Annotated in this window: 36 protein-coding genes and 1 riboswitch; of the genes, 12 read left to right on the forward strand and 24 right to left on the reverse strand. The window is 64.4% G+C overall.

The annotated features are described in order from the left end of the window. Window positions 1-106: 106 nt before the first annotated feature. The 3 genes from LCM4577_RS30730 to LCM4577_RS30740 all read left to right on the forward strand — a co-directional run bounded on the left by LCM4577_RS30730 (window position 107) and on the right by LCM4577_RS30740 (window position 3,125). Window positions 107-2,188 (forward strand): ATP-dependent helicase, encoded by a 2,082-nt coding sequence (locus tag LCM4577_RS30730; protein WP_071074594.1) that lies wholly within the window; start codon window positions 107-109, stop codon window positions 2,186-2,188. A gap of 252 nt (window positions 2,189-2,440) precedes the next feature. Then, a complete protein-coding gene (locus tag LCM4577_RS30735; RefSeq protein ID WP_041008714.1) occupies window positions 2,441-2,743 on the forward strand; it encodes a DUF982 domain-containing protein in 303 nt (100 codons plus the stop codon). Between the two features lie 253 nt (window positions 2,744-2,996). Then, window positions 2,997-3,125 (forward strand): hypothetical protein, encoded by a 129-nt coding sequence (locus LCM4577_RS30740; protein WP_274534988.1) that lies wholly within the window; start codon window positions 2,997-2,999, stop codon window positions 3,123-3,125. A gap of 33 nt (window positions 3,126-3,158) precedes the next feature. On the opposite strand, the gene LCM4577_RS30745 is transcribed toward LCM4577_RS30740, so the two are convergent. From LCM4577_RS30745 to LCM4577_RS30755, 3 genes are all read right to left on the reverse strand, one after another. Then, window positions 3,159-3,944 (reverse strand): GGDEF domain-containing protein, encoded by a 786-nt coding sequence (locus tag LCM4577_RS30745; RefSeq protein WP_041010784.1) that lies wholly within the window; start codon window positions 3,942-3,944, stop codon window positions 3,159-3,161. A 269-nt stretch (window positions 3,945-4,213) separates the two neighbouring features. Then, entirely contained in the window at window positions 4,214-4,831 is a 618-nt protein-coding gene (locus LCM4577_RS30750; protein WP_071074595.1) for a hypothetical protein, read from the reverse strand. 267 nt (window positions 4,832-5,098) lie between these two features. Next, on the reverse strand, window positions 5,099-5,608 hold the full coding sequence (locus LCM4577_RS30755) for a DinB family protein (RefSeq protein ID WP_071074596.1): 510 nt from the start codon (window positions 5,606-5,608) through the stop codon (window positions 5,099-5,101). A 54-nt stretch (window positions 5,609-5,662) separates the two neighbouring features. On the opposite strand from LCM4577_RS30755, the gene LCM4577_RS30760 reads away from it, so the two are divergent. Both LCM4577_RS30760 and LCM4577_RS30765 read left to right on the forward strand, forming a co-directional pair. Next, on the forward strand, window positions 5,663-6,355 hold the full coding sequence (locus LCM4577_RS30760; protein ID WP_071074597.1) for a glutathione S-transferase family protein: 693 nt from the start codon (window positions 5,663-5,665) through the stop codon (window positions 6,353-6,355). 22 nt (window positions 6,356-6,377) lie between these two features. Continuing rightward, window positions 6,378-6,674, forward strand: coding sequence for a DUF1905 domain-containing protein (locus LCM4577_RS30765; RefSeq protein ID WP_071035924.1), 297 nt, complete (start codon window positions 6,378-6,380; stop codon window positions 6,672-6,674). Here LCM4577_RS30765 and LCM4577_RS30770 read toward each other — a convergent pair. Beyond that, a complete protein-coding gene (locus tag LCM4577_RS30770) occupies window positions 6,671-6,895 on the reverse strand; it encodes a hypothetical protein (protein WP_071035787.1) in 225 nt (74 codons plus the stop codon). The genes LCM4577_RS30765 and LCM4577_RS30770 overlap by 4 nt on opposite strands. Window positions 6,896-7,087: 192 nt before the next feature. Between LCM4577_RS30770 and ndk the strand changes: the two genes are divergently transcribed. Next, on the forward strand, window positions 7,088-7,510 hold the full coding sequence (gene ndk, locus LCM4577_RS30775; RefSeq protein WP_071074598.1) for a nucleoside-diphosphate kinase: 423 nt from the start codon (window positions 7,088-7,090) through the stop codon (window positions 7,508-7,510). A 173-nt stretch (window positions 7,511-7,683) separates the two neighbouring features. Then, window positions 7,684-7,932 carry a hypothetical protein gene (locus LCM4577_RS30780; protein ID WP_131803546.1) on the forward strand — a complete coding sequence of 83 codons (249 nt, stop codon included), beginning with the start codon at window positions 7,684-7,686 and terminating at the stop codon, window positions 7,930-7,932. Here the strand turns inward: LCM4577_RS30780 and LCM4577_RS30785 are convergent. The 10 genes from LCM4577_RS30785 to LCM4577_RS30830 form a co-directional block, all read right to left on the reverse strand. Beyond that, entirely contained in the window at window positions 7,907-8,251 is a 345-nt protein-coding gene (locus LCM4577_RS30785) for a DUF190 domain-containing protein (RefSeq protein ID WP_040984734.1), read from the reverse strand. The genes LCM4577_RS30780 and LCM4577_RS30785 overlap by 26 nt on opposite strands. A gap of 31 nt (window positions 8,252-8,282) precedes the next feature. After that, window positions 8,283-8,705 carry a fluoride efflux transporter CrcB gene (gene crcB / locus LCM4577_RS30790; protein WP_041010779.1) on the reverse strand — a complete coding sequence of 141 codons (423 nt, stop codon included), beginning with the start codon at window positions 8,703-8,705 and terminating at the stop codon, window positions 8,283-8,285. Window positions 8,706-8,708: 3 nt separating this feature from the next. After that, entirely contained in the window at window positions 8,709-9,143 is a 435-nt protein-coding gene (gene crcB / locus LCM4577_RS30795) for a fluoride efflux transporter CrcB (protein ID WP_071035783.1), read from the reverse strand. Between the two features lie 97 nt (window positions 9,144-9,240). Then, window positions 9,241-9,302, reverse strand: a riboswitch (Fluoride riboswitch). 206 nt (window positions 9,303-9,508) lie between these two features. Beyond that, window positions 9,509-9,778, reverse strand: a complete 270-nt coding sequence (locus LCM4577_RS30800) for a hypothetical protein (RefSeq protein ID WP_041010778.1) — start codon at window positions 9,776-9,778, stop codon at window positions 9,509-9,511. 211 nt (window positions 9,779-9,989) lie between these two features. Beyond that, window positions 9,990-10,403 carry a YbaY family lipoprotein gene (locus LCM4577_RS30805; RefSeq protein WP_083354914.1) on the reverse strand — a complete coding sequence of 138 codons (414 nt, stop codon included), beginning with the start codon at window positions 10,401-10,403 and terminating at the stop codon, window positions 9,990-9,992. Window positions 10,404-10,592: 189 nt separating this feature from the next. Next, on the reverse strand, window positions 10,593-11,069 hold the full coding sequence (locus LCM4577_RS30810) for a molybdenum cofactor biosynthesis protein MoaE (protein ID WP_040984728.1): 477 nt from the start codon (window positions 11,067-11,069) through the stop codon (window positions 10,593-10,595). Between the two features lies 1 nt (window position 11,070). Then, window positions 11,071-11,328, reverse strand: a complete 258-nt coding sequence (moaD, locus tag LCM4577_RS30815) for a molybdopterin converting factor subunit 1 (protein ID WP_071074600.1) — start codon at window positions 11,326-11,328, stop codon at window positions 11,071-11,073. Between the two features lies 1 nt (window position 11,329). Further along, window positions 11,330-11,926, reverse strand: coding sequence for a CDP-diacylglycerol--glycerol-3-phosphate 3-phosphatidyltransferase (gene pgsA, locus LCM4577_RS30820; protein WP_040984724.1), 597 nt, complete (start codon window positions 11,924-11,926; stop codon window positions 11,330-11,332). A 164-nt stretch (window positions 11,927-12,090) separates the two neighbouring features. Then, entirely contained in the window at window positions 12,091-14,175 is a 2,085-nt protein-coding gene (gene uvrC / locus LCM4577_RS30825; RefSeq protein WP_071074601.1) for an excinuclease ABC subunit UvrC, read from the reverse strand. After that, a complete protein-coding gene (locus tag LCM4577_RS30830) occupies window positions 14,172-14,936 on the reverse strand; it encodes an SDR family oxidoreductase (protein ID WP_071074602.1) in 765 nt (254 codons plus the stop codon). Before LCM4577_RS30830 ends, uvrC begins: the two co-directional genes overlap by 4 nt. Before the next feature lie 410 nt (window positions 14,937-15,346). Here LCM4577_RS30830 and LCM4577_RS30835 point away from each other — a divergent pair, with 410 nt between their 5' ends. Further along, a complete protein-coding gene (locus LCM4577_RS30835; RefSeq protein WP_071074603.1) occupies window positions 15,347-15,994 on the forward strand; it encodes an outer membrane protein in 648 nt (215 codons plus the stop codon). A 90-nt stretch (window positions 15,995-16,084) separates the two neighbouring features. Here the strand turns inward: LCM4577_RS30835 and LCM4577_RS30840 are convergent, their stop codons facing one another. From LCM4577_RS30840 to LCM4577_RS30855, 4 genes are all read right to left on the reverse strand, one after another. Next, window positions 16,085-16,465, reverse strand: coding sequence for a TfoX/Sxy family protein (locus tag LCM4577_RS30840; protein ID WP_052457857.1), 381 nt, complete (start codon window positions 16,463-16,465; stop codon window positions 16,085-16,087). Window positions 16,466-16,556: 91 nt separating this feature from the next. Further along, the gene (locus LCM4577_RS30845; RefSeq protein WP_040984715.1) at window positions 16,557-17,153 is read right to left on the reverse strand and encodes a glutathione S-transferase; all 597 of its coding nucleotides are present in this window, start codon (window positions 17,151-17,153) and stop codon (window positions 16,557-16,559) included. A 270-nt stretch (window positions 17,154-17,423) separates the two neighbouring features. Then, window positions 17,424-17,792 carry a hypothetical protein gene (locus tag LCM4577_RS30850; RefSeq protein ID WP_052468041.1) on the reverse strand — a complete coding sequence of 123 codons (369 nt, stop codon included), beginning with the start codon at window positions 17,790-17,792 and terminating at the stop codon, window positions 17,424-17,426. Between the two features lie 426 nt (window positions 17,793-18,218). Next, complete coding sequence (locus LCM4577_RS30855; protein ID WP_071035775.1) at window positions 18,219-18,728, reverse strand: DinB family protein; 510 nt, start codon at window positions 18,726-18,728, stop codon at window positions 18,219-18,221. Between the two features lie 104 nt (window positions 18,729-18,832). On the opposite strand from LCM4577_RS30855, the gene LCM4577_RS30860 reads away from it, so the two are divergent. The 3 genes from LCM4577_RS30860 (at window position 18,833) to LCM4577_RS30870 (ending at window position 21,204) form a co-directional block, all read left to right on the forward strand. Continuing rightward, complete coding sequence (locus tag LCM4577_RS30860) at window positions 18,833-19,426, forward strand: TetR/AcrR family transcriptional regulator (RefSeq protein ID WP_071074604.1); 594 nt, start codon at window positions 18,833-18,835, stop codon at window positions 19,424-19,426. Window positions 19,427-19,552: 126 nt separating this feature from the next. Beyond that, a complete protein-coding gene (locus tag LCM4577_RS30865; protein WP_040984707.1) occupies window positions 19,553-19,957 on the forward strand; it encodes a YciI family protein in 405 nt (134 codons plus the stop codon). After that, a complete protein-coding gene (locus tag LCM4577_RS30870) occupies window positions 19,954-21,204 on the forward strand; it encodes an RNA polymerase sigma factor (protein WP_071074605.1) in 1,251 nt (416 codons plus the stop codon). Before LCM4577_RS30865 ends, LCM4577_RS30870 begins: the two co-directional genes overlap by 4 nt. Window positions 21,205-21,364: 160 nt before the next feature. Here LCM4577_RS30870 and LCM4577_RS30875 read toward each other — a convergent pair whose 3' ends face one another. The 3 genes from LCM4577_RS30875 to LCM4577_RS30885 all read right to left on the reverse strand — a co-directional run bounded on the left by LCM4577_RS30875 (window position 21,365) and on the right by LCM4577_RS30885 (window position 22,770). Next, window positions 21,365-21,817, reverse strand: coding sequence for a hypothetical protein (locus tag LCM4577_RS30875; protein ID WP_041008407.1), 453 nt, complete (start codon window positions 21,815-21,817; stop codon window positions 21,365-21,367). A gap of 133 nt (window positions 21,818-21,950) precedes the next feature. Continuing rightward, on the reverse strand, window positions 21,951-22,313 hold the full coding sequence (locus tag LCM4577_RS30880) for a DoxX family protein (protein WP_071035772.1): 363 nt from the start codon (window positions 22,311-22,313) through the stop codon (window positions 21,951-21,953). Window positions 22,314-22,347: 34 nt separating this feature from the next. Further along, a complete protein-coding gene (locus LCM4577_RS30885; protein ID WP_071035771.1) occupies window positions 22,348-22,770 on the reverse strand; it encodes a VOC family protein in 423 nt (140 codons plus the stop codon). A gap of 184 nt (window positions 22,771-22,954) precedes the next feature. On the opposite strand from LCM4577_RS30885, the gene LCM4577_RS30890 reads away from it, so the two are divergent. Further along, window positions 22,955-23,710 carry a helix-turn-helix domain-containing protein gene (locus LCM4577_RS30890; protein ID WP_040984696.1) on the forward strand — a complete coding sequence of 252 codons (756 nt, stop codon included), beginning with the start codon at window positions 22,955-22,957 and terminating at the stop codon, window positions 23,708-23,710. Between the two features lie 15 nt (window positions 23,711-23,725). On the opposite strand, the gene LCM4577_RS30895 is transcribed toward LCM4577_RS30890, so the two are convergent. Genes LCM4577_RS30895 through LCM4577_RS30905 form a run of 3 tightly spaced genes read right to left on the reverse strand, consistent with a single transcriptional unit; the run spans window position 23,726 to window position 25,925 of the window. Next, window positions 23,726-24,574, reverse strand: a complete 849-nt coding sequence (locus LCM4577_RS30895; protein WP_071074606.1) for a 23S rRNA (adenine(2030)-N(6))-methyltransferase RlmJ — start codon at window positions 24,572-24,574, stop codon at window positions 23,726-23,728. Between the two features lie 58 nt (window positions 24,575-24,632). Beyond that, the gene (locus tag LCM4577_RS30900; RefSeq protein ID WP_071074607.1) at window positions 24,633-25,262 is read right to left on the reverse strand and encodes a hypothetical protein; all 630 of its coding nucleotides are present in this window, start codon (window positions 25,260-25,262) and stop codon (window positions 24,633-24,635) included. A 48-nt stretch (window positions 25,263-25,310) separates the two neighbouring features. Next, a complete protein-coding gene (locus LCM4577_RS30905) occupies window positions 25,311-25,925 on the reverse strand; it encodes a TetR/AcrR family transcriptional regulator (protein ID WP_244508479.1) in 615 nt (204 codons plus the stop codon). Between the last annotated feature and the right edge of the window lie 51 nt (window positions 25,926-25,976).

The following is a 25,976-nucleotide window of genomic DNA, read 5'->3' on the forward strand; positions in this document are numbered from 1 at the left end:
AGGTAGCCGCGTAATCCCCTCTCCGGCCGCTTCGCGGCCACCTCTCCCCGCTCGCGCGGGGCGAGGAAATTATTGCGAACAAAGCGGAAACGATGCTTGATGGGCGATGAACATCGCCGCCCATGATTCGTCCTTCGAGACGCCCGCCTATCTTGCCCGGCTGAATGACGAGCAGCGGCTGGCGGTCGTGCATGGCGACGGCAAGGTGACGACGCCGCTGCTGGTGATCGCCGGCGCCGGCTCGGGCAAGACCAACACGCTGGCGCATCGCGTCGCCCATCTCATCGTCAAGGGCGCCGATCCGCGCCGCATCCTTTTGATGACCTTCTCGCGTCGCGCCGCGGCCGAGATGGCCAAGCGCGTCGAGCGCATTGCCGGCGAGGTGCTCGGCCGTGACGCGGCGGTCATCGCCGACGCACTGGCCTGGGCAGGCACGTTCCACGGCATCGGCGCAAGGCTGTTGCGCGATTATGCCGAGCAGATCGGGCTCGATCCCGCCTTCACCATCCATGATCGCGAGGATTCGGCCGACCTGATGAACCTTGCCCGGCACGAGCTGGGATTCTCGAAAACCGAAAGCCGTTTCCCGACCAAAGGCACCTGCCTACAGATCTATTCACGGGCCGTGAATGCGCAGGCGCCGCTTGGCGAAGTGCTGGGCTCCGCCTTCCCCTGGTGCGCGGCATGGGCCGACCAGCTCAAGGAGCTGTTCGCGGCCTACGTCGAGGCCAAGCAGGCGCAGAACGTGCTCGATTACGACGACCTCCTGCTCTACTGGGCGCAGATGGCGGCCGAGCCCGAGATCGCCGCGCATCTCGCTTCCCGCTTCGACCATGTGCTGGTCGACGAATACCAGGACACCAACCGGCTGCAGGCCTCGATCCTTTTGGCGCTGAAACCGGATGGCGCCGGGCTCACCGTGGTGGGCGACGACGCGCAGTCGATCTATTCCTTCCGCGCCGCAGAAGTGCGCAACATCCTCGACTTTCCGAAACAATTCGCAAGGCCCGCCGAGATCGTCATGCTGGAGCGCAATTACCGCTCGACAGAGACGATCCTGGCCGCCGCCAACAGGGTGATCGGCGAGGCGAGCGAGCGCTTCACCAAGAATCTGTGGACCGAGCGCCGGTCCTCGCACAAGCCGCAACTGGTCAGCGTGCGCGATGAGGCCGAGCAGGCCAACTATGTCTGCCAGGCGATCCTGGCCGAACGCGAGGCCGGCACTGCGCTGAAGGCGCAGGCGGTGCTGTTCCGCACCTCTAGCCACAGCGGACCGCTGGAGGTGGAGCTGACACGCCGCAACATCCCCTTCGTCAAGTTCGGCGGCCTGAAATTCCTCGACGCCGCGCATGTGAAGGACATGCTGGCGATGCTGCGCTTCGCCGAGAACCCGCGTGACCGCGTCGCYGGTTTCCGTGTGCTGCAGCTGATGCCGGGGATCGGCCCGTCCGCCGCCTCGCAGATCGTGGACGCCATGGCGACGTCGCTCGACGAGGCGCTCGGCCTTGCTCGCTTCCGGCCACCGCAGCGCGCCGCGCAGGACTGGCCGGTGTTCCTCGACATCTATAGCGGCTTACGCGCCGGCGCCAAATGGCCGGCGGATCTGGAGCGGATCAGGCTCTGGTACGAGCCGCATATGGAGCGCATCCATGAGGACGCGGTCACGCGCCGCGCCGACCTTCTGCAGCTCGAGCAGATCGCATCGACCTATCCGTCGCGCGAGCGCTTCCTGACTGAGCTCACCCTCGATCCACCCGACGCCACAAGCGACCAGGCCGGGCCGCCGCATCGCGACGAGGATTACCTCATCCTGTCGACTATCCACTCGGCCAAGGGCCAGGAATGGAAGAACGTCTTCGTGCTCAACACGGTAGACGGCTGCATTCCCGCCGATCTCGGCGTCGGCACCAAGGAGGACATCGAGGAAGAGCGGCGCCTGCTCTATGTCGCGATGACCAGGGCCAAGGACAGTCTGCATCTGGTGGTGCCGCAGCGCTTTTATCCGCACAACCAGGCGGCGCGCGGCGACCGCCATGTCTATGCCTCGCGCACCCGTTTCATCCCCGCCTCGATGCTTTCGGCGTTCGAGCAATCGTCCTGGGCAAGCGCCGCGCTCAAGGACGACCCGCGCCAGAGGCCGGGCGTCAAGGTCGATCTCGGCGCCCGCATGCGCGGCATGTGGAAATAGGCTGCCTGCCCTCTAGAGCGTTTCACCGTTTCACGGAAGCGGGGAAACGCTCTATCCCTTTGTTTTTACGCAATTCCGGGGCGGAAAACCGCTCACACTTTCCTGGAATTGCTCTAGCCGATTCACACGACGGACCAGGTCCGATGCGGAAAAATCGGCATGCGCGGAACCTCCCGCCGCAAGCCGCGTTGTGTGGCGTCCCTCCCCCAGACCGGAGGCTCAGCGCCTCCGCGGCCAACAAACGAGGTCCGAATGCACGACAGGACGTTCTTCACCCCGGTCGCCCTCAGCGTCGGCGCCGGCCACAAACGCATGATCGCCTCGCTGTTCGACATGCACGACTTCCTGACCGAGTTTCCGCCGTCGCGTCGCCGCCTCAGCTACGGCGCCGCGGTGAAGGCCTGCGAGGCCGCGCGGAGTGGAGGGATCTCGGCCGAGGCCGCGCGCGACGCGCTGATCACCTTCGCGGTGACGGCCGGCGTGCTCTGGCCTTCGGAGCAGCCGATTGCCTCCGTCAAGCCGGTGGCGCGCGGCCAGGGTGGCTTCGCCGCCTGACAACAAGACATTACCTTTCACGGAACCGGCCCCGGATATCAGTTCACGGGATCGCAGGCATTTCCATACCGTCATTCCGGTTTGGCGGCCGCCGGCGAAGCTTCGGCGATCGGCGCGGCCGGCTCGGCCGCCATCTCAGTGGCAAGCGCCTGCTTTCCTATCCTGCTATATCAATCGCAGCCTCACGGGGCGCGGCGGCGCAACGCCCAAATGGGAAGCGCTGAAGTGGCTGAGCCTGCTCACCGAACACGACATGCTGACGGCCGTGATGCATCAGCCGGAACCGACCCCGACCGTGGCGGGCCTGATCAGGCCCTATCTCGATGTCGAGCGCCAGGTGATCCGCCAGCATAGGCCGCTGCTCAACAGCAGCCGCCGCTGAGAGCGGTTCAGCCAAATCCCGCCGCGAAGCCGTTCAGTGGACCGTGCCGGCGATGTCGGCCGACGGCAAACCGCGCGGGCTTTCGAAGCTCACCTGGTCGCGTCCGTTCGATTTCGCCTTGTAGAGATGCTTGTCGGCGACCTGGAACATGTCGTGGTAGGTGGTTGGACCCCTGAAGGCGATGCCGCCGATGCTGACCGAGAGCGGCCATGGCTGGCCGCCGGGCGCAAACTCGGCTTCGCGGATGCGCAGCCGGATCGATTCCGCGACCAGGAAGGAGCGCGTCGCGTCGGCGCCCGGCAGGAAGACCGCGAATTCCTCGCCGCCGATGCGGCCGACAATGTCGGCGCCGCGCAGTTGCCCCTGGATCGTGCTGGCGATCAGCTTCAGCGCCTGGTCGCCGCAATCATGGCCGAGGCGGTCGTTGATCGATTTAAAATGGTCGGCGTCGACGATCAGCAGCGCGCCGGTGTCGGCGACGTCGTGGCTGCGTGCCTGTTCGAGATAGGCCTCCACCAGCATCGAGAAGGCGCCGCGATTGAAGACGGCCGTCAAGCTGTCGGTCGCCGCGACGATGCTGAGCTCCTTCTGGGCGATCGCGAGCTGGCGCATCTTCCACATCAGGAAGAACAGGAAGGAGCCACCAAGGACGAGCGGCAGGAACAGGTCCGTGAGCTTCGCCCACAGCAGTGCCTGCGGCGACAGCGAAGGGAAATTGAAGGAATCGACGAAGAACGCGGCGGCAATGAAAAAGGCAGTGCCGGCGGCGGTAACCACCACGACCCTGCCCCAACTCGTCGGGGACAAATCGATGCGCATGGCATTGCTCCCACTGCAGTTGGGCCCATTGTGCAGCGGGAGCGCAAACGAAGTCCTAATACATTAGCTTCAATGCAAGTCTGGTTAACAGGCCGCTCGATCCGCCCGCAGTGGGGACAAGCGGAAAGCCCGCCACCAAAGGCGGCGGGCTCTCCGACTGGCCGAAGTTTCTCGTCAGCGCGCCGCCGGCCGCAGCCGGCGACGCGGTAGGCCGCAGAGCCGCACGGCCGGTTAGACACTCACGTTGGCTGTTGCCTTGCGACAGTAAGTCAACGGCGCGAAATCATCAGGCAGAGCATCCTGAGATCCTTGTCATACGTTCCTTCGCTGGAGAGCACGTCGGCGCAACGCTTCTTCATCCGGGTCAGTTTCGTGCCGGACATCTGAGCCACCGCACTCTTCATGGCAGCACGGTCCGGAGTCCCGAGAGTGTTCGGCGTGCCCAGGGTGGAGAACCTTCCGACGGTGACGCCTGCATCATCACCGATGCCGAGACCAAGGATCGCGTTGGCGGTATCGCCGACATTCGCGCCAAGATTCGCGTCAACGCCGCTGGAGCCGCCGATCGACGCTGTGGCGTCCGCGTCGACACCGCCCCCTCCGCCCGCCGATGCGGCCGCGCCGGCGTTCACGCCATTCGACCCGCCGACGGACGCGCCAAGACCGGCATTAACGCCATCGCCACCGCCGACTGAGGCGCCAAGGCCGGCGTTGATGCCGCCACCACCACCGACAGACGCGCCAACACCAGCATTGACGCCGCCGGATCCGCCGACAGATGCGCCTGCCCCAACACCAAGACCCGCCGCATTCGCAGGCATGGCCAAAATGGCGACGATCGTGCCAAAGGCCAGAGTAGCGGCGGCTTTCTCAACGATACTGCGCATGACACTCTCCTTTTTCGAAGACAGCACATTCAGCACTGCAGTATGCAAGCACCGCCTGCATACAAGCGCTGAATACACGGATCAGTTACGCGTAAGGTTTCGCCCGGTTTCGCCGACCCATTCGCAAGAATGGGTTTTGGTTTGCTATTGCTTTTTTCTGCCGCCCAAAATGTATTAGTATTTTCTTAAAACTGTCTGAAACAATTCTTCGTCACGTACTCGCCTAGCTATTGCCGCGTGATCCGAAGGCGTTTCCGGCCAGATCGCTCAGGCGTAGGCGCGGCCTTCCTCCGAGCGCTGGAACAGCATCAGGTCGAGCGGCACCGAGGGCCGGCCGAGCACGGTAAGGCACATATGCGCCTGGCCGCGATGATGGGTCTGGTGGTTGAAAAGATGGCTGAGCGCTGGCGCCAGCCGCTGCGAAACGGTGCGCATGTCGGTCGTCATATAGGAAAAACGTCCGGCGAACGCCTTGTCGGTCATGCCGCCCACCCACTCGACGATCCTCCTGTCCTCGGCCTCGCGCGCCAAACGCAAGCCCGGGAAGGCGCGATAGAGGATCGCCGCAAGGTTTGAGGGCGCATCACCTTCGCCCGTAAAGCGCTTCATCCAGACGCGGTCGGTGACGAGCAGATGGTTGAGCGTGCCGAGCATCGAGCCGAAGAAGGCGCCGACGTCGCGGCCGAGTTCCTCTTCGTCGAGATCGGCGGCGGCATCATAGATGCGCGTGTTGGCCCATTGATTGTAAGCCGCAAACATCATGAAATGCTGTTTCATTCTTCCATCCGGTTCGCAACGAATCCCGTCTCTTCGTAACCCGCAGGAACCGCAATGACCATTCTGTTCTATGACCTCGTCGGCCGCGACACCGAACGCCCGTTCAGCCCGCATTGCTGGAAGACGAAGATGGCGCTGGCCCACAAGGGGCTTACCGCGACCAAGGTGCCGACGCGCTTCCTCGACGTGCCCAAGGTGGAAGGCGGCGTGTCGAAGACGGTGCCGGTGATCCGCGACGGCGAGCGCGTGGTGGCCGATTCCTTCGCCATAGCGCTCTATCTCGACGAAACCTATCCGGACCGGCCGACGCTATTCGGCGGCGAAGGCGGCAAGGCGACGGCGCGCTTCGTAGAGCGCTGGTCGCAACTCACCATCCACCCTTATGTCGCGACGGTGGCGCTGATCGACCTGCATGCTATGCAGGACGAGACGAATGGCCGCTACTTCCGCGAGGATCGTGAACGGCGCTACGGCAAGCGGCTGGAAGACGTCGTGGCCAATCGCGATGCCGGCCTCTCGGCCTTCCGCGCCGCGCTGGAGCCGCTGCGCTCGACGCTCACCTATCAGCCCTTCATCGGCGGCGCCTCGCCGCTGTTTGCCGACTACATCGTCTTCGGCGCGCTGCAATGGGCTCGCATTGCCTCGCCTTTCCAGTTGCTCGACGACAGCGACAGCATCGCGCGCTGGTTCGAGCGCTGCCTCGACCTGCATGGCGGGATCGGCCGGCAGGTCGCGGCCGCGGCGTGAACGCGGCGAGCACCGGACTGCCATGTTGCGCTATGAGATGCGGGCCGAGATTTGGGTCTACCCCGGCAAGGGCGGTTGGCATTTCGTGACGCTGCCGACGGACGTCGCGGCGCGGATCAAGGCGGCGATGACGGGACTGGCGCGCCCTTGGGGCTCGCTCGGCGTCACGGCAGTGATCGGCAAGACCAGGTGGCAGACATCGCTCTTTCCCGACAAGGCATCCGGCAGCCTGCTGTTACCGGTCAAGTCCCCGGTGCGTCAGCGCGAAGATCTCAAGGCGGGCGACAAGCCGACCCTGACCATCGAGATCGAGCTTTAGCGTCTATTCCGGCGCTCCTTGGTCGACGCGTCCTTCTCGACCAGCTTGACGCAGATCGGGTCGCCCTTTTCCATCCGGATACATTGCCATTCCGGGCCGAAGCCGAAATTCTGCTGTCCGAGCCGTGGAAAGAACAGTCCGACCAAGACGATCGCGGCAAGAACCACCGCCATGATAATGATGCCGCAGATATCGCCGCGCCTGAGATAAGGCCAGTTCATCGCCTCGGGCTCCGCTGCCGCAACGCCCCGGATTTCCGTGCGAAGCACATTCGCAGCCGCCTAATTATCCCGCAAAGGGTTCGCCTTGACCAGAACCCGCCTCCCCTGTCCCGCCTCCCCTTGGCAAGCCGCCGGGCGGCTTGTATAGAGCCCGCCACCCCAATTTCCATTCCCAAGAACAAGGACGACCCTATGGCGATCGAACGCACCTTCTCCATGATCAAGCCGGACGCGACCAAGCGCAACCTGACGGGCGCCATCACCAAGATGCTGGAAGACGCCGGCCTGCGCGTCGTCGCATCGCGCCGCGTATGGATGAGCCGCCGCGAGGCCGAAGGCTTCTACGCTGTCCACAAGGATCGTCCCTTCTTCGGCGAGCTGGTGGAATTCATGTCGTCGGCGCCTACCATCGTGCAGGTGCTGGAGGGCGAGAACGCCATCGCCAAGAACCGCGAAGTGATGGGCGCCACCAACCCGGCCAATGCCGCCGAGGGCACCATCCGCAAGGTGCATGCGCTGTCGATCGGCGAAAACTCGGTGCATGGCTCGGACGCGCCGGAGACCGCCGCGCAGGAGATCAAGTACTGGTTCTCGGATACCGAAATCGTCGGCTGAGCCGCAAACTCGAGTTCTACGGAACGGCCCGCTCGAGCGGGCCGTTTTTGTTTCGAAACGGGTGGTCGCATCCGCCGTCTGCCCTAGGTTCGATGACGTCGGCGACGAAATTACGCTGGGCGTCGCCAGCTGTGAGCGACCACCGCGCTCCGCTCGAACAGAGGGAGGGAAGCATGATCAAGCCTCATGTTTCTAAAAGTGGCGTTGCCTATCCGGACGATCTCGTCCTGCTAAAACGCATCTATGACGAGGTCTGCGAGGAGCGCGGCATCGTCATAGGGAGTCCCGAGGCGTCGGACTTGGCGATAGAGGCCATGAAGCTCTTTTCCGCCGGTATCTTCGACGAAGGGACGATCGGCCGCCGGCTTCGTGGCGGGGTGACGGAAGACGGCGGGTTCAGTCCCCGTCGCCGTAGCGGATGACCTCGACCTTCTCCCTGGTGATCAGGCAGCTCTTTGTCTTGGTCAGCGCCTTGATCTCCGGGATCAGCGCATCGATCTTCTCCGGCGCGTCGACGATCTCGACGACGATCGGCAGATCCTGCGACAAGCGCAGGATCTTGGCGGTGTGAAGCACGCTGGAACGGCCGAAGCCGAGCGGACCTCTCAGCACCGTGGCGCCGGCCATGCCCGCCTCGCGCGCCTTGATGACGATCGCCTCGTGCAGCGGCTTGCCGTCAGCGGCCCTGTCGTCCTCGCCGAAGAAGATCCTGAGCAGCGCGCATTGCGCGGGAAGTTCCATCTTCTCTTCTCCCTGATCTCTTTTAGCCCGATCACCTTTCGACCGGCAAACGATTGAGCCTGGACGCCATGAGATAGCCCAGCCATGCGGCGGCCAGCGACAGCCCGACGACACTGATGAGATAGGTCGCGGCCAGCGGCCAGTCGCCCTGAAACAGCAGGAGGAAGGTATCGAGGCTCATTGCCGAAAACGTGGTGAGCCCGCCGCAAAAGCCGGCCATGACGAAATTGCGGGCAGCCTGGCTGACCATCAGACGGCCGTCCGGCCCGGTCATCGTGGCGAAGGCCATGATGACCCACGAGCCGACGACATTGACGAAAGCGGTTGACCAAAGCGCGTTCAGGCCGAGCAGCGAGACGATGACGTAGCCCGACAGGAAGCGGGTCAGGGAACCCACAGCGGCGCCACAGCCGACCGCCAGATAAAGCCGCATCGCCGTCTGCCTGTCCACCATCGCTCAGCCCGCAGCCCCGGTGGCTGAACCAACCACCCAGGTGGTTGAACCAACCACCCAGACCACCGCCCAAAAGCCGAGGGCGACGAACAGCACGCACAGCGCCGCCGAAGCGACGACGTTGAAGGCGGCGAGCCGCCCTTCGCCGTCGAGCCCGAGGTTCAGCGTCTGCAGGCAGAAGGACGACACGGTCGTATAGCCGCCGAACAGGCCGACGACGACGAGGTCGCGGACGAGATCGCTGGCGAAGATGCCGCCGACGGACCGCGCCGCGCCGGCGAAGGCGCCGATGGCAAGGGCGCCGGAGACGTTGACCGCCAGCGTGCCCCAGGGAAAGGTCTCGCCGACGCCGCGGCCGACCACGCCGGACAGGAAAAAGCGGCAAACGCCGCCGAGGAAACCGCCGATCAGGACCAGGGCGCAAGCCGCAAGGGTCATCGCTTCAATGCCTTTCCAAACGCGATTCCGCACCGGAATCACTTCACGAAATCAGGCATGATACGAGCGGGAAAACAAATCCTGCCGCGCAAGAGCACGCCTGGCAGGAGTCATCAGCCACAAGGGCGGTTTCGGGGGAACCCCATCCCCATTTTCGAACGAGCCTAGGCAGTCGCGGCGGCGCGGTCAATTGCTACGTGGCTGAATGAAGGCGGAACCGTCGAGACGGGTCGGCCTGTGGGATGCTTCACCGTTTCGTGGAAACGGCGAACCCGTTCTGTCGCTTTATTTCCGGACGAAAAACCGGGTCTCGCTTTTCCTGGAACCACTCAAAAAGCCCGCCGCCCCTCCCGGCGGGCAAAAGATCATTTGGCTTGACGGTCTTTCACATTCGCGTGGGCGTTCGCCGCCTCGGTGTCAGTGGACGGCGTCTTCGTCTCCTCGCCGGTAAACGGACTGCCCTGTCCAGGCGCAAGGTCGCCGCTATGGCCGGCCTTGTTGGTCTGGAAGGGCTGGCTGTCGGGGCTGAGGCCATGCTGCGTGGCATTGAACAGATGGTCGTCCGCGCGGGCGAAACCGGCGAAGGCAATCAGCGATACGCCTGTGACTGCGAGAATGAGCGTGTGCTTCTTCATATCTGGTCTCCATTGAGTGCCAGATCGATCCTGCGCATTCGGCCTGGCGGTTTGAGTGAAGGGACGTTCGTCCCTTTGCCTGCCCGCCATCTGCATAAGTCAACGCTTGGCGCCGCCGGTTTATTCCGGCGAACACAGTTTCCAGGGTGAAAAGATGCGGCTGTCCTTTTCTGCGATGGCAAGCTTCGCGCGGTCGAGCCGGCGCGCGACGTCAGCGCGCCATTTTCAGCAGCACCGTCTGCGGCTTCCCGGCCAGCGGATCGAGCTGGCGGCTTGTGTCGGTGATGAACATCAACCGTTCGCCGACCGTGATGCGCGCCTGCAGAGCGTAGGTCCGGTCCTTCTGGATCGCCTCGGGATCGAAGCCGATGTCGAACTTGATCGGCACCTGGCCGGTGGGCGCTATCCTGCGCTTGGCGATCACGGTCGCCGGCGCATCGGCCAGCGAGACATCGGCGAGCTCGATCATGAGCACGGCATCCGGCGGCAAGGCGATGCGCTCGCGATAGGTCACCTCGCCCGCGATCGTCTTCTCGCCGGCCTCGGTCACTTCCGGCACGGCAAGCACGCCGACGACCAGCGGCACCAGCCCGAAGATGAAGAACTCCGCGATGCGGTCCAGCATGACCCTGCTCCGCCAAGCAAATCAAACCAACCGGCAGGCTTGGGAAGGATTGCGGTCGTTCGATGGCCGAACGGGAGTTTTTTCTGATGCATGTCGTTGCCCCGGAACCGCTGCGCACTTCTGGGCGACATGCATTTTTTGATGCATGTCGTTGCCCCAGAACCGCTGCACACTTCTGGGCGACATGCATTATTCGCCCTGTTTCTTCCAGCGGTCCGCCGCGCGATCGTCGGCTTCCTTGGCCTCTACCCAGCCGCCCTCGGTGCCGTCGGCGCGATGTTCCTTCTTCCAGAAGGGGGCGCGCGACTTCAGATAATCCATCAGGAAATTCGCAGCTTCGAAGGCCGCCTGCCGGTGCGACGAGGCCGCGACCACCAGCACGATGTTCTCGCCCGGCGCTATCTTGCCATGCCGATGGATGACGGTGAGCCCCTGCAGCGGCCAGCGCTCAGTCGCCTCGGCGGCGATGCGGCCGATCTCGGCCTCCGCCATGCCGGGATAGTGCTCCAGCTCGAGCGCCGACAGCGCGCCCTGCTCGTCACGGCAAAGGCCGGAAAAAGTGACCACGGCGCCTATATCGGTCCTGCCGACGGTCAGGCCGGCGATCTCGGCGGCGATGTCAAAGTCCTCGCGCTGGATGCGGATGGCGGGCACAACGCCGGCCATCTCAGCCCCCGGTCATCGGCGGAAACAGCGCGATCTCGCGCGCGCCGGCGATCTTCTCGCGGTGGCCGACATGTTCCTGGTTGATGGCGACGCGGATGACGTCCGGATACCGCAGCGCGTTCTCATACTCCTCGCCGCGCGACTTCAGCCAGCGCAGCAGGTCGGCGACCGTCTCGATGCCGGAAGGCAAGTCGACATCCTCTTCCGGCTTGCCGATCCGCTCGCGTACCCAGGCGAAATAGATGAGCTTCGTGGACATCTCACTCGTCCATGATGTGCTTGAGGCCGGCGCGGAAATAATCATAGCCGGTGTAGAGCGTGACGAGGGCCGCGACCCACAGAAGCACCAGGCCGATCTGGGTGGTCAGCGGAAAGATCTTGTCGCCGGCCGGGCCGACCAACAGGAAGGCGATGGCGACCATCTGGATGGTGGTCTTCCATTTGGCGAGTTGGGTCACCGGCACCGACACTTTCAAGGCGGCCAGATATTCGCGCAGGCCCGAGACCAGGATCTCGCGGCACAGGATGATGATGGCCGCCCACAACGACCAGCCGGCGATGCCGCCATGGCGGTCGGTGTCGGCGGCAAGCAGGAGCAGGCAGGTGGCGACCAGCAATTTGTCGGCGATCGGATCGAGCATCTTGCCGATGTTGGAGGTCTGTTGCCAGGCGCGCGCGAAATAGCCGTCGAAGTAATCGGTGATCGAGGCGAGCAGGAAAATGACCAGCGCCGACCAGCGGGCGAAGTCGGACGACTTCAGATGTCCCTCAAGAAAAAAGCACAGCACGACCAACGGCACCGCGACGATGCGAGCATAGGTGAGGATGTTCGGCAGGTTGAACGCGCGTTGTGCCATGTCGTCTCGGGAAATCTCCTCCGCCAGACGTACTCAAATCAGAAGCGAATGTAGGGGGTCAACAGGCGAGATTCGATTGACCAGGGAAAAATAGCATTTGTGTCTACCGGGGCCTCTGCGGCCCATCGTCCGATCTGTCAAACTTCCGTGCTCGAAACCGGCCTTCAGCTCTCGTGGAAGTGATTGTAGACCAGCTTCGCCACATGCTCCGAAATGCCGTCGACCTTGATCAGGTCCTCGACCGCGGCGCGGCTGACCGCCTTGGCAGTGCCGAAGGCGAGCAGCAGCGCGCGCTTGCGGCCGGGGCCGATGCCGGCGATCTCGTCGAGCGGGCTCTTGACCATCTCTTTCTTGCGGCGAGCACGATGCGAGCCGATGGCGAAACGGTGGACCTCGTCGCGCAGGCGCTGGACGAAATAGAGCACCGGGTCGCGCACCGGCAGCATGAAGCTTTCCCTGCCCTTGACGAAGAAGCGCTCGCGGCCGGCGTCGCGGTCCTGGCCTTTAGCGATACCGATGGCGACAACCCGGTCCTCGACGCCGAGGTCGGCCAGGATCTGGCGCACGGCCGTCATCTGGCCCTGGCCGCCGTCGATCAGGATGACGTCGGGCCAGGCCGGAAAGCCGCCATTGCCGGCGACCAGATCCTCCTCGCCGGCTTCGTCCTCGACGGTCGGGCCGGGCTGGACGTCGCCATGCTCCTTGAGCAGCCGCGAAAAGCGCCGCTGCATCACTTCGCGCATCATGCCGAAATCGTCGCCCGGCGTGATCTCGGTCGAGCGGATGTTGAATTTCCGGTACTGGTTCTTCACGAAACCTTCCGGGCCAGCCACGACCATGGCGCCGACCGCGTTGGTGCCCATGATGTGCGAGTTGTCGTAGACCTCGATGCGCACCGGCGGCTTTTCCAAGCCGAAGGTGTCCGCAAAACCCTTGAGCAGCCGGGCCTGGGTCGAGGTCTCGGCCAGCCTGCGGCCGAGGGCCTCGCGTGCATTCTGCAGCGCGTGATCGGTCAGGTCCTTCTTCTCGCCGCGCTGCGGCACCGAGATCGTGATCTTGCGGCCGGCATGCGTGGAGAGCGCCTCGGCGAGCAGTTCCTGCTCCTGCGCGGTCTGCGACAGCAGCAGCGTCCGCGCCGGCAGCTTGTCGTCATAGAATTGCGCCAGGAACGAGCCCAGCACCTCGGCCGGCTCGAGCGCCGGATCGGCCTTGGGGAAATAAGCGCGGTTGCCCCAATTCTGGCCGGTGCGGAAGAAGAACACCTGGATGCAGGTCTGGCCGCCTTCCTGGTGGATGGCGAAGACGTCCGCCTCCTCGACCGTCTGCGGGTTGATGCCCTGATGTGCCTGCACATGCGAGAGCGCGGCAAGACGGTCGCGGTAGATGGCGGCGCGCTCGAAATCGAGTTCTTCGGAGGCCTGCTGCATGGCGGCCGAGATTTCGGTCTTCACCTTCTGGCTGCGGCCGGAGAGGAAATCCTTGGCTTCCGCGACCAACTCGGCATAGCCCTCATGCGAAATCTCGCCGGTGCAGGGACCGGCGCAGCGCTTGATCTGGTAGAGCAGGCAGGGCCTTGTGCGGTTCTCGTAGAAGGAGTTGGTGCAGCTTCGAAGCAGGAAGGCGCGCTGCAGCGAATTGATGGTGCGGCCGACCGCGCCGGCGGAAGCGAAGGGGCCGAAATAGTCCCCTTTTCGCGATCGCGCGCCGCGATGCTTGTAGATGCCGGGCGAGACATGGTCACCGGTGAGCAGGATGTAGGGGAACGACTTGTCGTCCCGCATCAGCACGTTGAAGCGGGGCCTCAGCCGCTTGATGAGGTTGGCCTCGAGCAGCAGCGCCTCGATCTCGGTGCGGGTGACGACGAACTCCATCGTCGCCGTCTCGCGCACCATGCGGCCGATGCGGGCGGTGTGGAAACGCCCCTGCGCATAATTGGTGACGCGCTTCTTCAGGCTGCGCGCCTTGCCGACATAGAGCACGTCGCCGGCAGCGTTCATCATGCGATAGACGCCGGGCTGGTTGGGCAGCCGCTTGACGAAGGTCTGGATCACCTCCGCACCGACCATGCCGTCGGCGTCGCCGGCATGCGGCGTCCAGTCGATGGCCGTGAAGGCGACTTCGGGGCCGGTCGGGATCGACTCCGGTTCGACGATCTCCTCCGCCGCCTCGTCCTCGATGTCGAGATCGACATCGGGCGGCAGGTCGTCGGCGGCGCCGTTGCGTTTATGTCTTTGGGCTGTGGGACTCATTCCACCATGCCTGTCACATCGGGCGTCTGCCATGCAAGATGCTGGCCGCCGTCGAGCGCGATCATCTGGCCTGTCACCGAGCGCGCCTGCCAGAGATAGCGGATCGTGGCGCCGAATTCGGGCAATTGCGGGCCACGCTTCAGGATCAGGCCCTCGACTTGTTTGCCGAAGTCATCATCGTCCTGGCGCTTGTTCTTCAGCGTCGGACCGGGGCCTATGGCGTTGACGCGAATGCGGGGCCCGAGCGCCTGCGCCAGCATCTGCGTTTGCGTCCAAAGCGCCGATTTCGACAGCGCATAGGAGAAATAGCGCGGCGTCGGCCGCCAGACGCGCTGGTCGATGACGTTGACGATCAGCCCCTCCTCGCCTTCGGGCAGGGCATGGGCGAAGTGCTGCGCCAGCAGCGCCGGCGTCTTGACATGGATAGCGAAATGGCGGTCCCAGGCCCGCCAGTCGAAATCCTCCACGCGGTCGTCGACGAACAGGGACGCATTGTTGACCAACAGTGTGACAGGGCCGAGCGCGGCCTGCGCCCTGCCGATGAGATCGCCGACAGCATCCATGTTTGTGAGGTCGGCGACGACCACGGCGGCGCGACCGCCCTGGCCCATGATCTTCCGCACCAGCGCCTCGGCCTCGTCGCTTGACCGGTTGGCGTGGATGGCGACGGCGAAGCCATTGGCGGCCAGATCCTCGACGATCGCCTTGCCGATCCGCCTTGCTCCACCCGTCACCAGCGCGACGGCCGTGGCTTGTCTCATGGTGTCAATCCTCAATCGGCTTCACGATTCCGGGAAGCCGGCACAATATGACGGGCCAAGCGTTAAATGCCGTTTCCACCTGGGGCAGGAATGTGGCAAAGCGGCCCGGATGCGCTTGCGCCCCGCCGGATTCGGGGCGCCACTCACCGCAATATATGTCGCTGGACCCCTTGAACCAAGCGGTGTGCAGCGCAACATGTTTAACCTGCTGACATTCGCTGTTGCGAAGATGCAACGTCACTTTTCGGCCTCATTCGCGCCGGGGAATGACCCAAGTTCAGGTTCGCTTCAGCCGCATTTCAGCACGACATTTGGAACCGTTGAGCGCCAAGCCCGTTTATCCCCCCGGACGGGCCGGGGCGTTTCATGAACAAACAAGCCTAAGTGTCTTGTGGCTTAAGGAGTATATAATGAAGACCAATCTCAAATTCGCGCCGCTCGCCGCTGCGCTCGGGCTGTTCGCCCTTGGTGGTACCGCCTTTGCGGCCGACGTCGTTTCCGAAGAGCCGCCGGCTCCCGCCCCGGTTGCCGAGCTTCCGGTCGCTTCCTGGGCCGGGCCCTATGCCGGTATCAATCTCGGCTACGGCTTCGGCGGCCATGTGAAGGCCCCCGGCGTCGACGCCAAGACCAAGGGCTTCATCGGCGGCGTTTTCGGCGGCTACAACTGGCAGCAGGAGAACTTCGTGTACGGTGCTGAAGCCGACCTCGGCTACAACGRCACCAAAGGTTCGGACAACGACCTTTCGGCCAAGACCGGCATCGAAGGCTCGCTGCGCGCTCGCCTCGGCTATGYCGTGACCCCCGAAATCCTGCTCTATGGCACGGGCGGTCTGGCTGTTAAGGATCAGAAGATCGACGACAGCTTCACCGGCGTGCACGACAACAAGGCCATGCTCGGCTGGACCGCCGGTGCCGGTACCGACATCAAGATCACGGACAACGTGTTCGGCCGCGTCGAGTACCGCTACACCGACTACGGCAGCAAGAACTTCGGCGACACCGGCAAGGTCAAGTCTTCGGACAACCGCGTCACCTTCGGCGTCGGTATGAAGTTCTAAGTCGTTAGAAGCCACGACACGGAAAAGCCGGGCCATGCGCCCGGCTTTTTTTGTGCCCGTAAAACCGGCAAAGGGTTGTGCGCCCCTCGGTCAGCCCTCATGTCGACCCTTCGGCGACTTGGCCTTTGCCTTCGCCGGCAGCGTCCCGACGAAAGCCAATGCGCGGTCGAGCCAGCCGGCGAGATCGGCATCGGTTGCCGTGCCTTCCGGCGCGACGCGGATATAGCCTTCCATCGAGCGCCCGCCCATCTCCATCGTGCCCGCATGAGGAAGTGCCGCGGCGGCCGCATGCGCGTCCTTGCCGACGCGCACCAGAAGCCCGCGCTTCGAAGTACCGATCAGCATGTTGCCGTCGATCATGAAGCAGGTGCCGCCGAACATCTTCTGCTCGGTGAAGGCGCGCTTGCCGAGAGCGGCGCGCAGGCGTGCGACCATCGGGTCAGGCGCGGCACTGGTCGAGGGCTTTGCCATGCTCACCACTCCGACTTGGGTGATGTCATGCAAGCATGGAGGCGGATGGTGTTCAAGCTCRCCAATCTCCGAGGGGGGAGATCAGCTGTATCTACCCCGGCACGCTGCCTTTCAGTTCCGGGAACTTCTCATCAAACCGCGCGGCCCAGCGGACCAGACGTCCGCGGCCCTTCTCCCATTGGCCGGAAAAGCGCAGCGCCAGGTAGCCAAGCGTTGCGCGCAGCGCCATATGGCCGGCGGTGATCTTCTTCGGCAGCTTCGGCGGGTTGGCGTTGATGAGGTCGAGGGCGGTCGTGATCTTGCCCCATTGCCGATCGAGCCAGGGCTGATAGACCATCGCCTCCGGCCGCGTGCGCCGCTCATAGACCATCGACAGCGCGCAGTCGCAGATGCCGTCGGCAAGCGCCTCCAGAACCTCCGCGTCGAGCCGCTTGTCGGGATTGCGCGGGAACAGCGCGCTCTTCGACAGGCGGTTGAGATGCTGGGTGATGGCGCGGCTGTCATAGATCGAGCGGCCGTCCTCCAGCACCAGCACCGGGATCTTGCCGAGCGGATTGGCCGAGATCAGTTCGGCGGGCTTGTCCTCCGTCTTGACTGGCACGAGGTCGATGGCGATTCCGGCATAGGCGGCCGCCATGCGGACCTTCGAGCTATAAGGGGATGTGGAGGCATAGAGCAGTTTCGGCATGATCGGGTTCCCGGTTGTTTGCGGCACTGTTGACCGACCGGGGTCCGAAGGGCAACGGCCAGCGGGCCGATCCGGATCAGCCAACGCTGTTTGCCTGCGCAGGCGCGCCAACAAAAAAGCTCCCGGAAGTTTTTGCTGGCAGCAAAATTTCCGAGAGCTTTAGGAGGAGCGTCCGCTCCGACTCCGCCCGCTCTGACACCGAATTGGCGAGAGGGGTGCCTGGTGGCACCCGCCCTCACCTGTTTGCGCCAGCCAAGCGAAGCTACGCGATTACTTCTTGGCGGCCGGCTTCTTCGCCGGAGCTGCCTTCTTTACGGCTGCCGGCGCCTTGGCGGCGGCGGCCTTCAGCGGAGCCTTGGCTGCGGGCTTGGCCGCTGCCTTCGCTGCCGGCTTCTTGGCGGCGGGCTTGGCTGCTGCCTTGGCCGCCGGCTTGGCGGCTGCCTTGGCGGCGGGCTTTGCCGCGGCCTTGGCCGCCGGCTTCTTGGCGGCGGCGGGCTTGGCTGCTGCCTTGGCCGGAGCCTTGGCGGCTGCCTTCGGTGCCGCTGCCTTCTTCACTGCTGCAGGTTTCGCGGCAGCCTTAGCTGCCGGCTTCTTTGCCGGCGCTTTCGCTGCCGGCGCCTTGGTTGTCGTCTTTGCCATGCGATGCCCCTTGCGTTTTGCCAATGGTCGTGAGTGACCCGGCGTGTCTATGCATATCTGACTCGCGACTGTCTAGCCAGCGAAGCAACACAATGATTTTCAGTTATTGAATTTTGGTTACACCAAACGCATCACGTTGAAAAATTGTGAGCGAATCTGTCACTTTCGAAGTGACGGCCTGCCGCACAGATCTTCGCGCGGCTTCTATCACCCGATCATCCATCCATGCGCGGCATAAGCTTGTATCGCAAATGTGAGCAGGGCGCTCACAATAGAGTACATGCCGCCGAACGCCAGCTTCATCTTGTCCAGCGAAAACATCTACAGATGAACCTGCCAGGTGAGACGATCAAAGCTTGGACGCTTGAAAGTGAGCTTCAAGCTCATATTTCAGCCCCCGCCACCAATCTTTATTGCCGGCTTGCGTTAGCCCTGCAGACGGCGCACCGGCTCGGAGCGATGAAGATGGACGGCATAGGTGTCCCAGGGCGGCGAGACCGCGGTCGCGGCCAGCATGCGGCCGATCTCGCCGCGATGGTAACCGCCGTGCAGGACGACATGGGTCAGCATCTCCTGCCTCGTCATGCAACCCTTGTCGCCGTCGGTGAAGGTGAAGGCGACCGGGTCGGCAAGCCCTTGCTCCGAAACGGTTTCCAGATAATCGAGATACCAGCGATCGACCTCAGTCAATGCGACGCGCAGCTCGAGCGGTTGAGGCGTATCCGGCGTATTGTCGCCCGCATAGCCATGGGCGACACCCTTCAGATGCGCGGCGAAAATCCGCGACACGACATGGATGTGGTTCATCAGACGGAGCGCGGCATGGCGTTGTCCGGCGTCGCGAGCCGGACCCATTCCGGCAAGCTTCTCAACGAGCTCATCGTTCGCCCAGGCCTGATAGGCGAGCATGCCCTTCAACAAGGTCTTGGCGCTCATCTTTGCGGCCCCATTTGCGTTGGCGAAATGAATGTGAGTATCCTGTTTATATTCTCGGGAGACGGGCCAGCATGTCTACTCGCATTGCAAAGCCGGCCGCACGCATGCGCAAGCAGCCGCGCCAGGCGCGTTCGATCGCCACGGTCGAGGCAATCATCGAAGCCGGTGCTCACGTTCTGAGCGAGCTCGGCTGGGCGGGCTTTTCCACCAACAAGGTGGCGGAGGCCGCCGGCGTCAGCATCGGCTCGCTCTATCAATATTTCCCCGACAAGCTGGCTCTGGTCGAAGCGATCCGGCGCCGTCACTTCGATCATGTGCTGTCGGTGATTCGCGAAGCGGCTGCGGACGAGAAGCCGCTCAAGCAATTCGCGCGCGAGCTGGTGCGCGGCATGATCGGCGCGCACTCGATCCATCCGACGCTGCATCAGGTGCTGCTCGACGAGGCGCCGGGCGACCGCGGCTCACGCGCCGCGCATGCCTCGTTCCAGGCGCGCTATCTCGAACATTACGCGGCCGCCGTCGCGCAATATCGCAAGCGCCGCAAGGACACCGAGACGATGGCGCGCGTGCTCTCCTCGGCGGTCGAGGGCGTGATCCACAACGCGGYACGGCGCAACATGCTCGATGCGCCGGAGCTGCAGAAGCAGCTCATCGAGCTGATCTGCGCGTATGTGTCCGGCCAAGGCGTGCGCCTGTGACGACGGCGATGTCCCGCGGTCCACACGGTGCCCAGGATAGATCGGACTAATTTTTTGCACTGTGTCGATTCCGCCGATCCTCGTTCGTCGTAGGATCGAAGCAACCCGATCGAAAGGAAGATACTGATGCGCTTCATGATGCTGATGATCCCCGGCGGCTATGCGACCGCGGCTCCCGACGTGATGCCGAGTGCCGAGGCGGTGGAGGCGATGATGAAATACAATGAGGAGCTGAAGCGGGCCGGCGTTTTGCTTGCGCTCGATGGGCTGCATCCGCCGTCAGTTGGGGCGCGGGTGTCTTTCAAGGGCGGCAAGCCGGTTGTCACCGACGGGCCCTTCGCGGAGGTCAAGGAAGTGCTCGGCGGCTACTGGATGATCGACGTACGTTCGCGCGAGGAGGCCATCGAATGGGCCCGCCGCTGCCCCGCCGGGGACAATGACGTCATCGAGGTCCGCCGCGTTCAGGAGATGAGCGATTTTCCCGAGGATGTCCAGAAGGCGGCCGAAGGTTTCAGCGGGCTGAAGAGTTGACCGCAGCCGCGGCCATCGAAGCGGTCTGGCGGATCGAGCAGCCGAAGCTCGCCGCCAGGCTCACTCGCACCCTGCGCGATGTCGGGCTGGCCGAGGAGGTGGTGCAGGATGCCTTCGTGCTGGCGCTGGAGCGCTGGCCCCGCGACGGCATTCCGCATAACCCGGCCGCCTGGTTGACCCGGGTCGCCACCAACCGGGCGCTCGACCGGCTGCGCCGTACCGTGCTGATCGATGGAAAGCATCGGCAGCTGGCCGTCGATCTTGCGGAGCTGGAGCGCGCGATGCCCGACATCGAGGCGGCGCTCGATGAGGATATCGACGACGATCTGTTGCGCCTGATCTTCACCTCTTGCCATCCGGTGCTGCCGGCAGAGCAGCGCGCGGCCCTCGCCTTGCGGATGCTCGGCGGGCTGTCGACGCCGGAGATCGCACGCGCCTTCCTGGTGCCGGAGGCCACCGTCGCCCAGCGCATCGTGCGCGCCAAACGGACACTACGCGACGCTGGCATCGCCTTCGAGACGCCGCGCGGGCAGGAGCGGCGCGAGCGCCTGGGCGCCGTCCTGGAAGTGATCTATCTGATCTTCAACGAGGGCTATGTCGCGTCCTCCGGACCGGACTGGCTGCGAGCCGATCTCAGCGGCGAGGCCCTGCGCCTCGGCCGCCTGCTCGCGACGTTGATGCCGGAGCAACCGGAGGTGATCGGACTCCTGTCGCTCATGGAGCTCAGCGCCTCACGCTTTGGCGCCCGCACCGACGGGGCGGGCAATCCGATCCTGCTGCCGGATCAGGATCGCAGCCGCTGGGACTGGTCGCTGATCCGGCGCGGCCTCGACGGGCTGAAACGCGCGATGACGCTCACGCCGACGCCAGGTCCCTATCAGCTGCAAGCGATGATTGCCGCCTGCCATGCCCGCGCGGTGAGCGCGGCCGACACCGACTGGATCGCGATCGCCGCTTATTACCAGGCGCTCGCGCTGGCGGCCCCCTCGCCGATCGTCGAGGTCAACCGTGCGGTCGCGGCCGGCATGGCGTTCGGACCGGCGCAAGGACTGGCCATCGCCGATGCGTTGCGGGACGAGCCGCGGCTCAAGGATACGCATCTGTTGCCCACGGTGCGCGGCGACCTGTTGGCCAAGCTCGGACGGATGGAGGAAGCGCGCGCGGAGTTTCGCCGCGCCGCCGACCTGACCGGCAATGAGCGGGAGCGCGCGCTGCTAATGGCGCGGGCTGGCCCGAGCTTGACATAGGGTAGGAAGTTAAGTGCCCGGCTGTGTCGAGATTCAGGTCAGGCCGAGTCGAGAATGACGGCGTCCGAGAACCGGAGCGGAGCGTACTTAAAGTACGTGAGCACCGGAAGCGGAGGGCGCCGCCATTCGCAGGCCGGCATCACCTGAATATCGGCACAGCCTACCGCAGCACACGGCAACGGCCGTTATAAACCAGCCAGCGGTCGAAGCCCGAGACGCAGAACTCGACATTGTCGCCGATCGAGGCAAAGCCCTGGCCTTCCTCGATCAGATAGAAGATCGAGCGGTCGCGGCCGTCCGACAGGTTGACGGTGGCGCGGCAATAATGGCGGCCGATCGGCCACTCGTCGCTCGCCGGCTCATAGCGATGCTGGCGGATGTTGCGGAAATCGGTGATCGCGACGTCCGGCAGATGCGGCACGTGATGCACCTGATAGGAGAAGCGGTCGGTGATCTTGTTCAGCACCCAGCTTTCGCCGCAGACGCTGCCATCGTCACCGCTGTAAACGGAAAGGTCGGCGGCCTGCGCCGCCTGGGTAAAGCCCAGCGGAGCGGCAAAGGGAGTGGACAGCGCAACCAGCGCGGCAAGGGCGGAATGGACGAAGCGAGTCATGACAGCCTCTCGAGGTCGGTTCTGCGCACTGTGCGGATTCGCTTGGCGGCGGTCAAGCGGTCGCGAAATAAAGGTTTTTCGGAAGAGACTTTTGGGGGTTTCCGCAAACTTCGTTCCAGGCTTCATCCGTCCATCAAAACGTGGCGGCAAGCAGCAGCCCGCCGATGACGGCAATGTTGATCAGGAACGCGTTGCGCTGCACCTGGCGCTCCGGCTCCGCGCTCGCCCAGAAACGCAGCAGCATCGCGTTCGCCACCAGGGTGAAGACGACCAGCGCGCCGGCGGCCAAGGACCGGGCCATGCCGATGGCAAGCAGGAGACCCGCGATGACCTCGATCGCCGAACCGACGGCCAGCATCAAGGCCGGGGCCGGGAATTTCTGCGCGGCCAGATAGTCGCGCATCGCCCCGAATTTCAGGAAATGCTCGATGCCGGCGAAGACGAACACGCCGCCGATAAGGAGAGCGCCAAGCGCTTGAATGGATTGAACAGGCATGGCGACCTCCTCTCGATGATATACGTCGCTCCGCTCAGGCCTCGGGGACGAAGGCCGGGTTGTGGACGACTTCCCACAGGTGATCGTCGGGATCCTGGAAGTAGCCCGCATAGCCGCCCCAGAAGGTTTTTTGCGCCGGCTTGACCACGCGCGCGCCGGCCCTCACGGCCTCGGCCATCACGGCGTCGACCTCGGCCTCGCTGCCGACATTGTGGCCGATGGTCAATTCGGTCGGGCTGCGGCCGCTTTGCGGCACCGTGGCGTCGTGGGCGATGCTCGAACGCTCGAAGATGGCGAACTTCAGGCCGCCGGCGAGATCGAAGAAGGCGACGGCGCCATGCTCGAATTCGCGGCCRATGATGCCTTCGGTGGGCAGGCCGAGGCCGTCGCGATAGAATTTGAGGGAGGCTTCCAGATCGTCGACGCCGAGCGTCAATACGGTGATGCGAGCTTTCATTTCTCTCACTCCTTTCTATATTCGTGACCACAGCCGCAAACGGATGCGGTTCTGATGCGAGCGCGTGAAGCGCGTTGAAGTTCCACCCGTTTTGTCATGGATGACGTGGCCGGCATTGAATATTTCGGCCAAAATAACCGTTGCACCGATCCGGCAACTCCCGCTGGAGCAGATCGGAGAGAGAATGGAACCGGTCCTGGCGCAGACCACCGGCTTGTTTAGCGAACGGCCCGTCGCTGGCGGCCTGGCCGCTGCCTTCTGTGCGGTCTGGGTCCACCGCATGGACGAGCGCGCCGTTCCACCCATCCTCATCACGCCGGACGCAACGATCGACCTGCAATGGATCGACGGCCGCTTCCGCGTGGCCGGACCGGACAAGGAGCCGCAGATTGAGCGGCCTGCCGCCGGCGCGGTGATCGTGGGCTTCCGCTTCCGTCCGGGCGCCGCCGCCGGCTGGTTGGGCGTGCCGGCCGGCGAGATCGTCGGCGGGCGGCTCGACCTCAGCGATTTGTGGGGCACGCGTTGTCGGGAGCTTTCCGACCGCATCAGACCGACGCCCAACCTCGCCGACCTGGTTCGTCACCTGGAAGAGACGATCGGAGGACGCACGGAAGGACGCGACGCGCTCGACCCGCAGATGGATCGGGCCTTCGGCGTCATCCACGAAGGTTTGCCTCCGGAAACGCCACTGGTTCCGTTCCTGCAACGCCAGCTGCATATGAGCGAACGGACGCTGCGACGCCGCTTCGAGGACGCCTTCGGCTATGGCCCGAAGACGCTCGACCGCATCCTGCGCTTTCACCGGTACCGGCGCCTGCAACGACAGCAAAGCGATGCCTCTACCGCGCTGCTGGCGGTCGAGGCCGGCTATACCGACCAGGCGCATCTGATCCGTGAAAGCCGGCGGCTGACCGGCGTGACCCCCTCGGCGCTGGCTTAAAGCGACGCGGACGCCCTACTCGCCTGCCAACCACTCCAAGGTCCAGCGCGACGGCTGCCGGACGGCGAGTACCTTGTGCAGGGCCGGCAGCAACAGCCGCAATTCGCTCTCCAGCGTATAGGGCGGATTGACCACCACCAGCCCGCTGCCGTCGAGACTGGGCTCGTCCGAGGCGGGCCGTATCTCGAAGGCGATGTCGAGCAGCTTCGGGATGGCGGTCTCCTTCAGCGCCGCGCGGAAAGCGGTTACCGCCTTGCGATCCTTGATCGGATACCAGAGCGCGTAGATACCGCCCGGCCAGCGCCGGTGCGCCTTGCGCAGCCCTTCGACGAGCCGGGAGAACTCGCCCTCCTCCTCGAAGGGCGGATCGATGAGGACGAGGCCGCGCTTTTCCTTCGGCGGCAATTGCGCGCCGAGCGCCAACCAGCCGTCGAGCTCGATCACCCTTACCTGGAAATCGCCGGCGAAAACCGATTTCAGCCGCGCGGCATCCTCGGGGTGCAGCTCGACCGCCGTCAACCGGTCCTGGTTGCGCAGGAGATGGCGCACGATCAGCGGCGAGCCGGGATAATGCTTGAGCCCACCATCGGGATTTTGCGCGCGCACAGCTTCCAGATAAGGCTGAAGCAGCGCCGCCGCTTGCGGCTCGAGCATCGCCTCGGCCAGCCGCCCGATGCCGCCCTGCCACTCGCCGGTCTTGCCGGCCTCCACCGAGGCAAGATCGTAGCGGCCGACACCGGCATGGGTATCAATGACGCGAAACGCCTTGTCCTTCTGCTTGAGGTATTCAACGAGGCGCGCGAGCACGGCATGTTTGACGACATCGGCGAAATTGCCGGCGTGGTAGGCATGGCGATAGTTCATGCGCGCCGACCTCCAAGGAGCATGATGTCGACCGAAAACCGCTTCACACTTTTCGGCATCATGCTCGTGGCGAACCGTTGCGGCCCCAGCGCGGCGGTGGCGGCTGCGAATTGGGATTCTGTGGGCGGCCTCCGCCGCCGCGTCCGAAGACAAGCGACAGCACCAGCCCGGCAAGGCCTACGCCCATCAGCGTATAGCCGGCCGGCTCAGCGCGTTCGTCGATCGAGCCGGTGCCGGCGCGCAGGATGAGATCGACCGCACGCATGTCGATGCCGTCGGCATCTCCGGGGCCGACCGTGAAGACATAAGGACCGGGCGCGACCCTATCGATGACGCCTGCCTCGTCGCGAAAGATCTTGTCGGGCAGTTGCGGGCTGGCCTCGCGCGGATTGTCGGTGTGGTTGAAGGAGAGCGCCGAGGCCAGCGCCGTGCGGCCGCCGCTCGCCGCGGTCAGCGTTAGCACCGCGCGCTGCTGGCCGGCGACGCGCTCGGCCCGCGCGGTCAAGTCGACCAGCACCCTCACCGGGGCGTCGCCTGCGGCGAGCTGCACGGTGACCGGCCGGAAGCGGCCGCCCTCATAGACGCGGTAAGTGCCGATCGCATGGCCGGAAAAATTGCTCATCGCCCAGGGATAGAAGATGCCGATGGCGGCACCGGCGATGAGGAGAAGGACTGAGAGGAAGCGCATTCAAACCCTTGGTTGTTTTCTTCGGTGCGCGGCTGGCCGCCATTCTGACTAGCGGCTTTCGCTTCGGGCAGCTTCGCGGACGCGCTCCATCTCGTCCAGAAACATTTCCAGGCCAAGCTCGAAAGTTTTGTCGAAGCCGGCCGCGCCGAAATAGGCGCCGGCCTTCACGACGCTCGGATAGTCGCGGGCCAACTCCTCTTCGCCGACGGTGGTGACCGCCGACGGCCCCTTGGCGTAACCGGCCGTCTCGTCGAGGATCGCGCCCATCAGATAGTAGCCGGCGGCGCGGAACAGGCGGGCGCTGAGCTCGGGACCGAAGCCGCCATCCTCGAACAGGCCGATGATGGCGTTGAGCTTGGCAAGGCAGGGCGGCGAGTTCATGCGGTAGACGACGATGAACGGCGCGAAGGCCGGATGCTCGGTGGCGACACGGCGGAATTCCTGCATGCCGATGCGGGCCCGCTCGCGCCAGGGCAGGCTGTCGTCGGGGATGATGAGACCGCTCATCTGCCGATCGACCAGCGCCTCGTAGAGGTGCGCCTGCGAGGGGAAGTGGTGGTAGATGCTCATCGCCTCGCAGCCGAGCCTGGCAGCGAGCTTGCGCATCGAAAAGYCGGACAGCCCTTCCCGCTCGATCACCTCGAAGGCGGCGTCCTCGATCATCTCGCGGGAAAGTTTTCCGCGGGTTCGCTTTTTTTTGCTCGGTGCATCCAT

This window comes from Mesorhizobium sp. LCM 4577, from assembly GCF_001854795.2.
GTDB lineage: Bacteria > Pseudomonadota > Alphaproteobacteria > Rhizobiales > Rhizobiaceae > Mesorhizobium > Mesorhizobium plurifarium.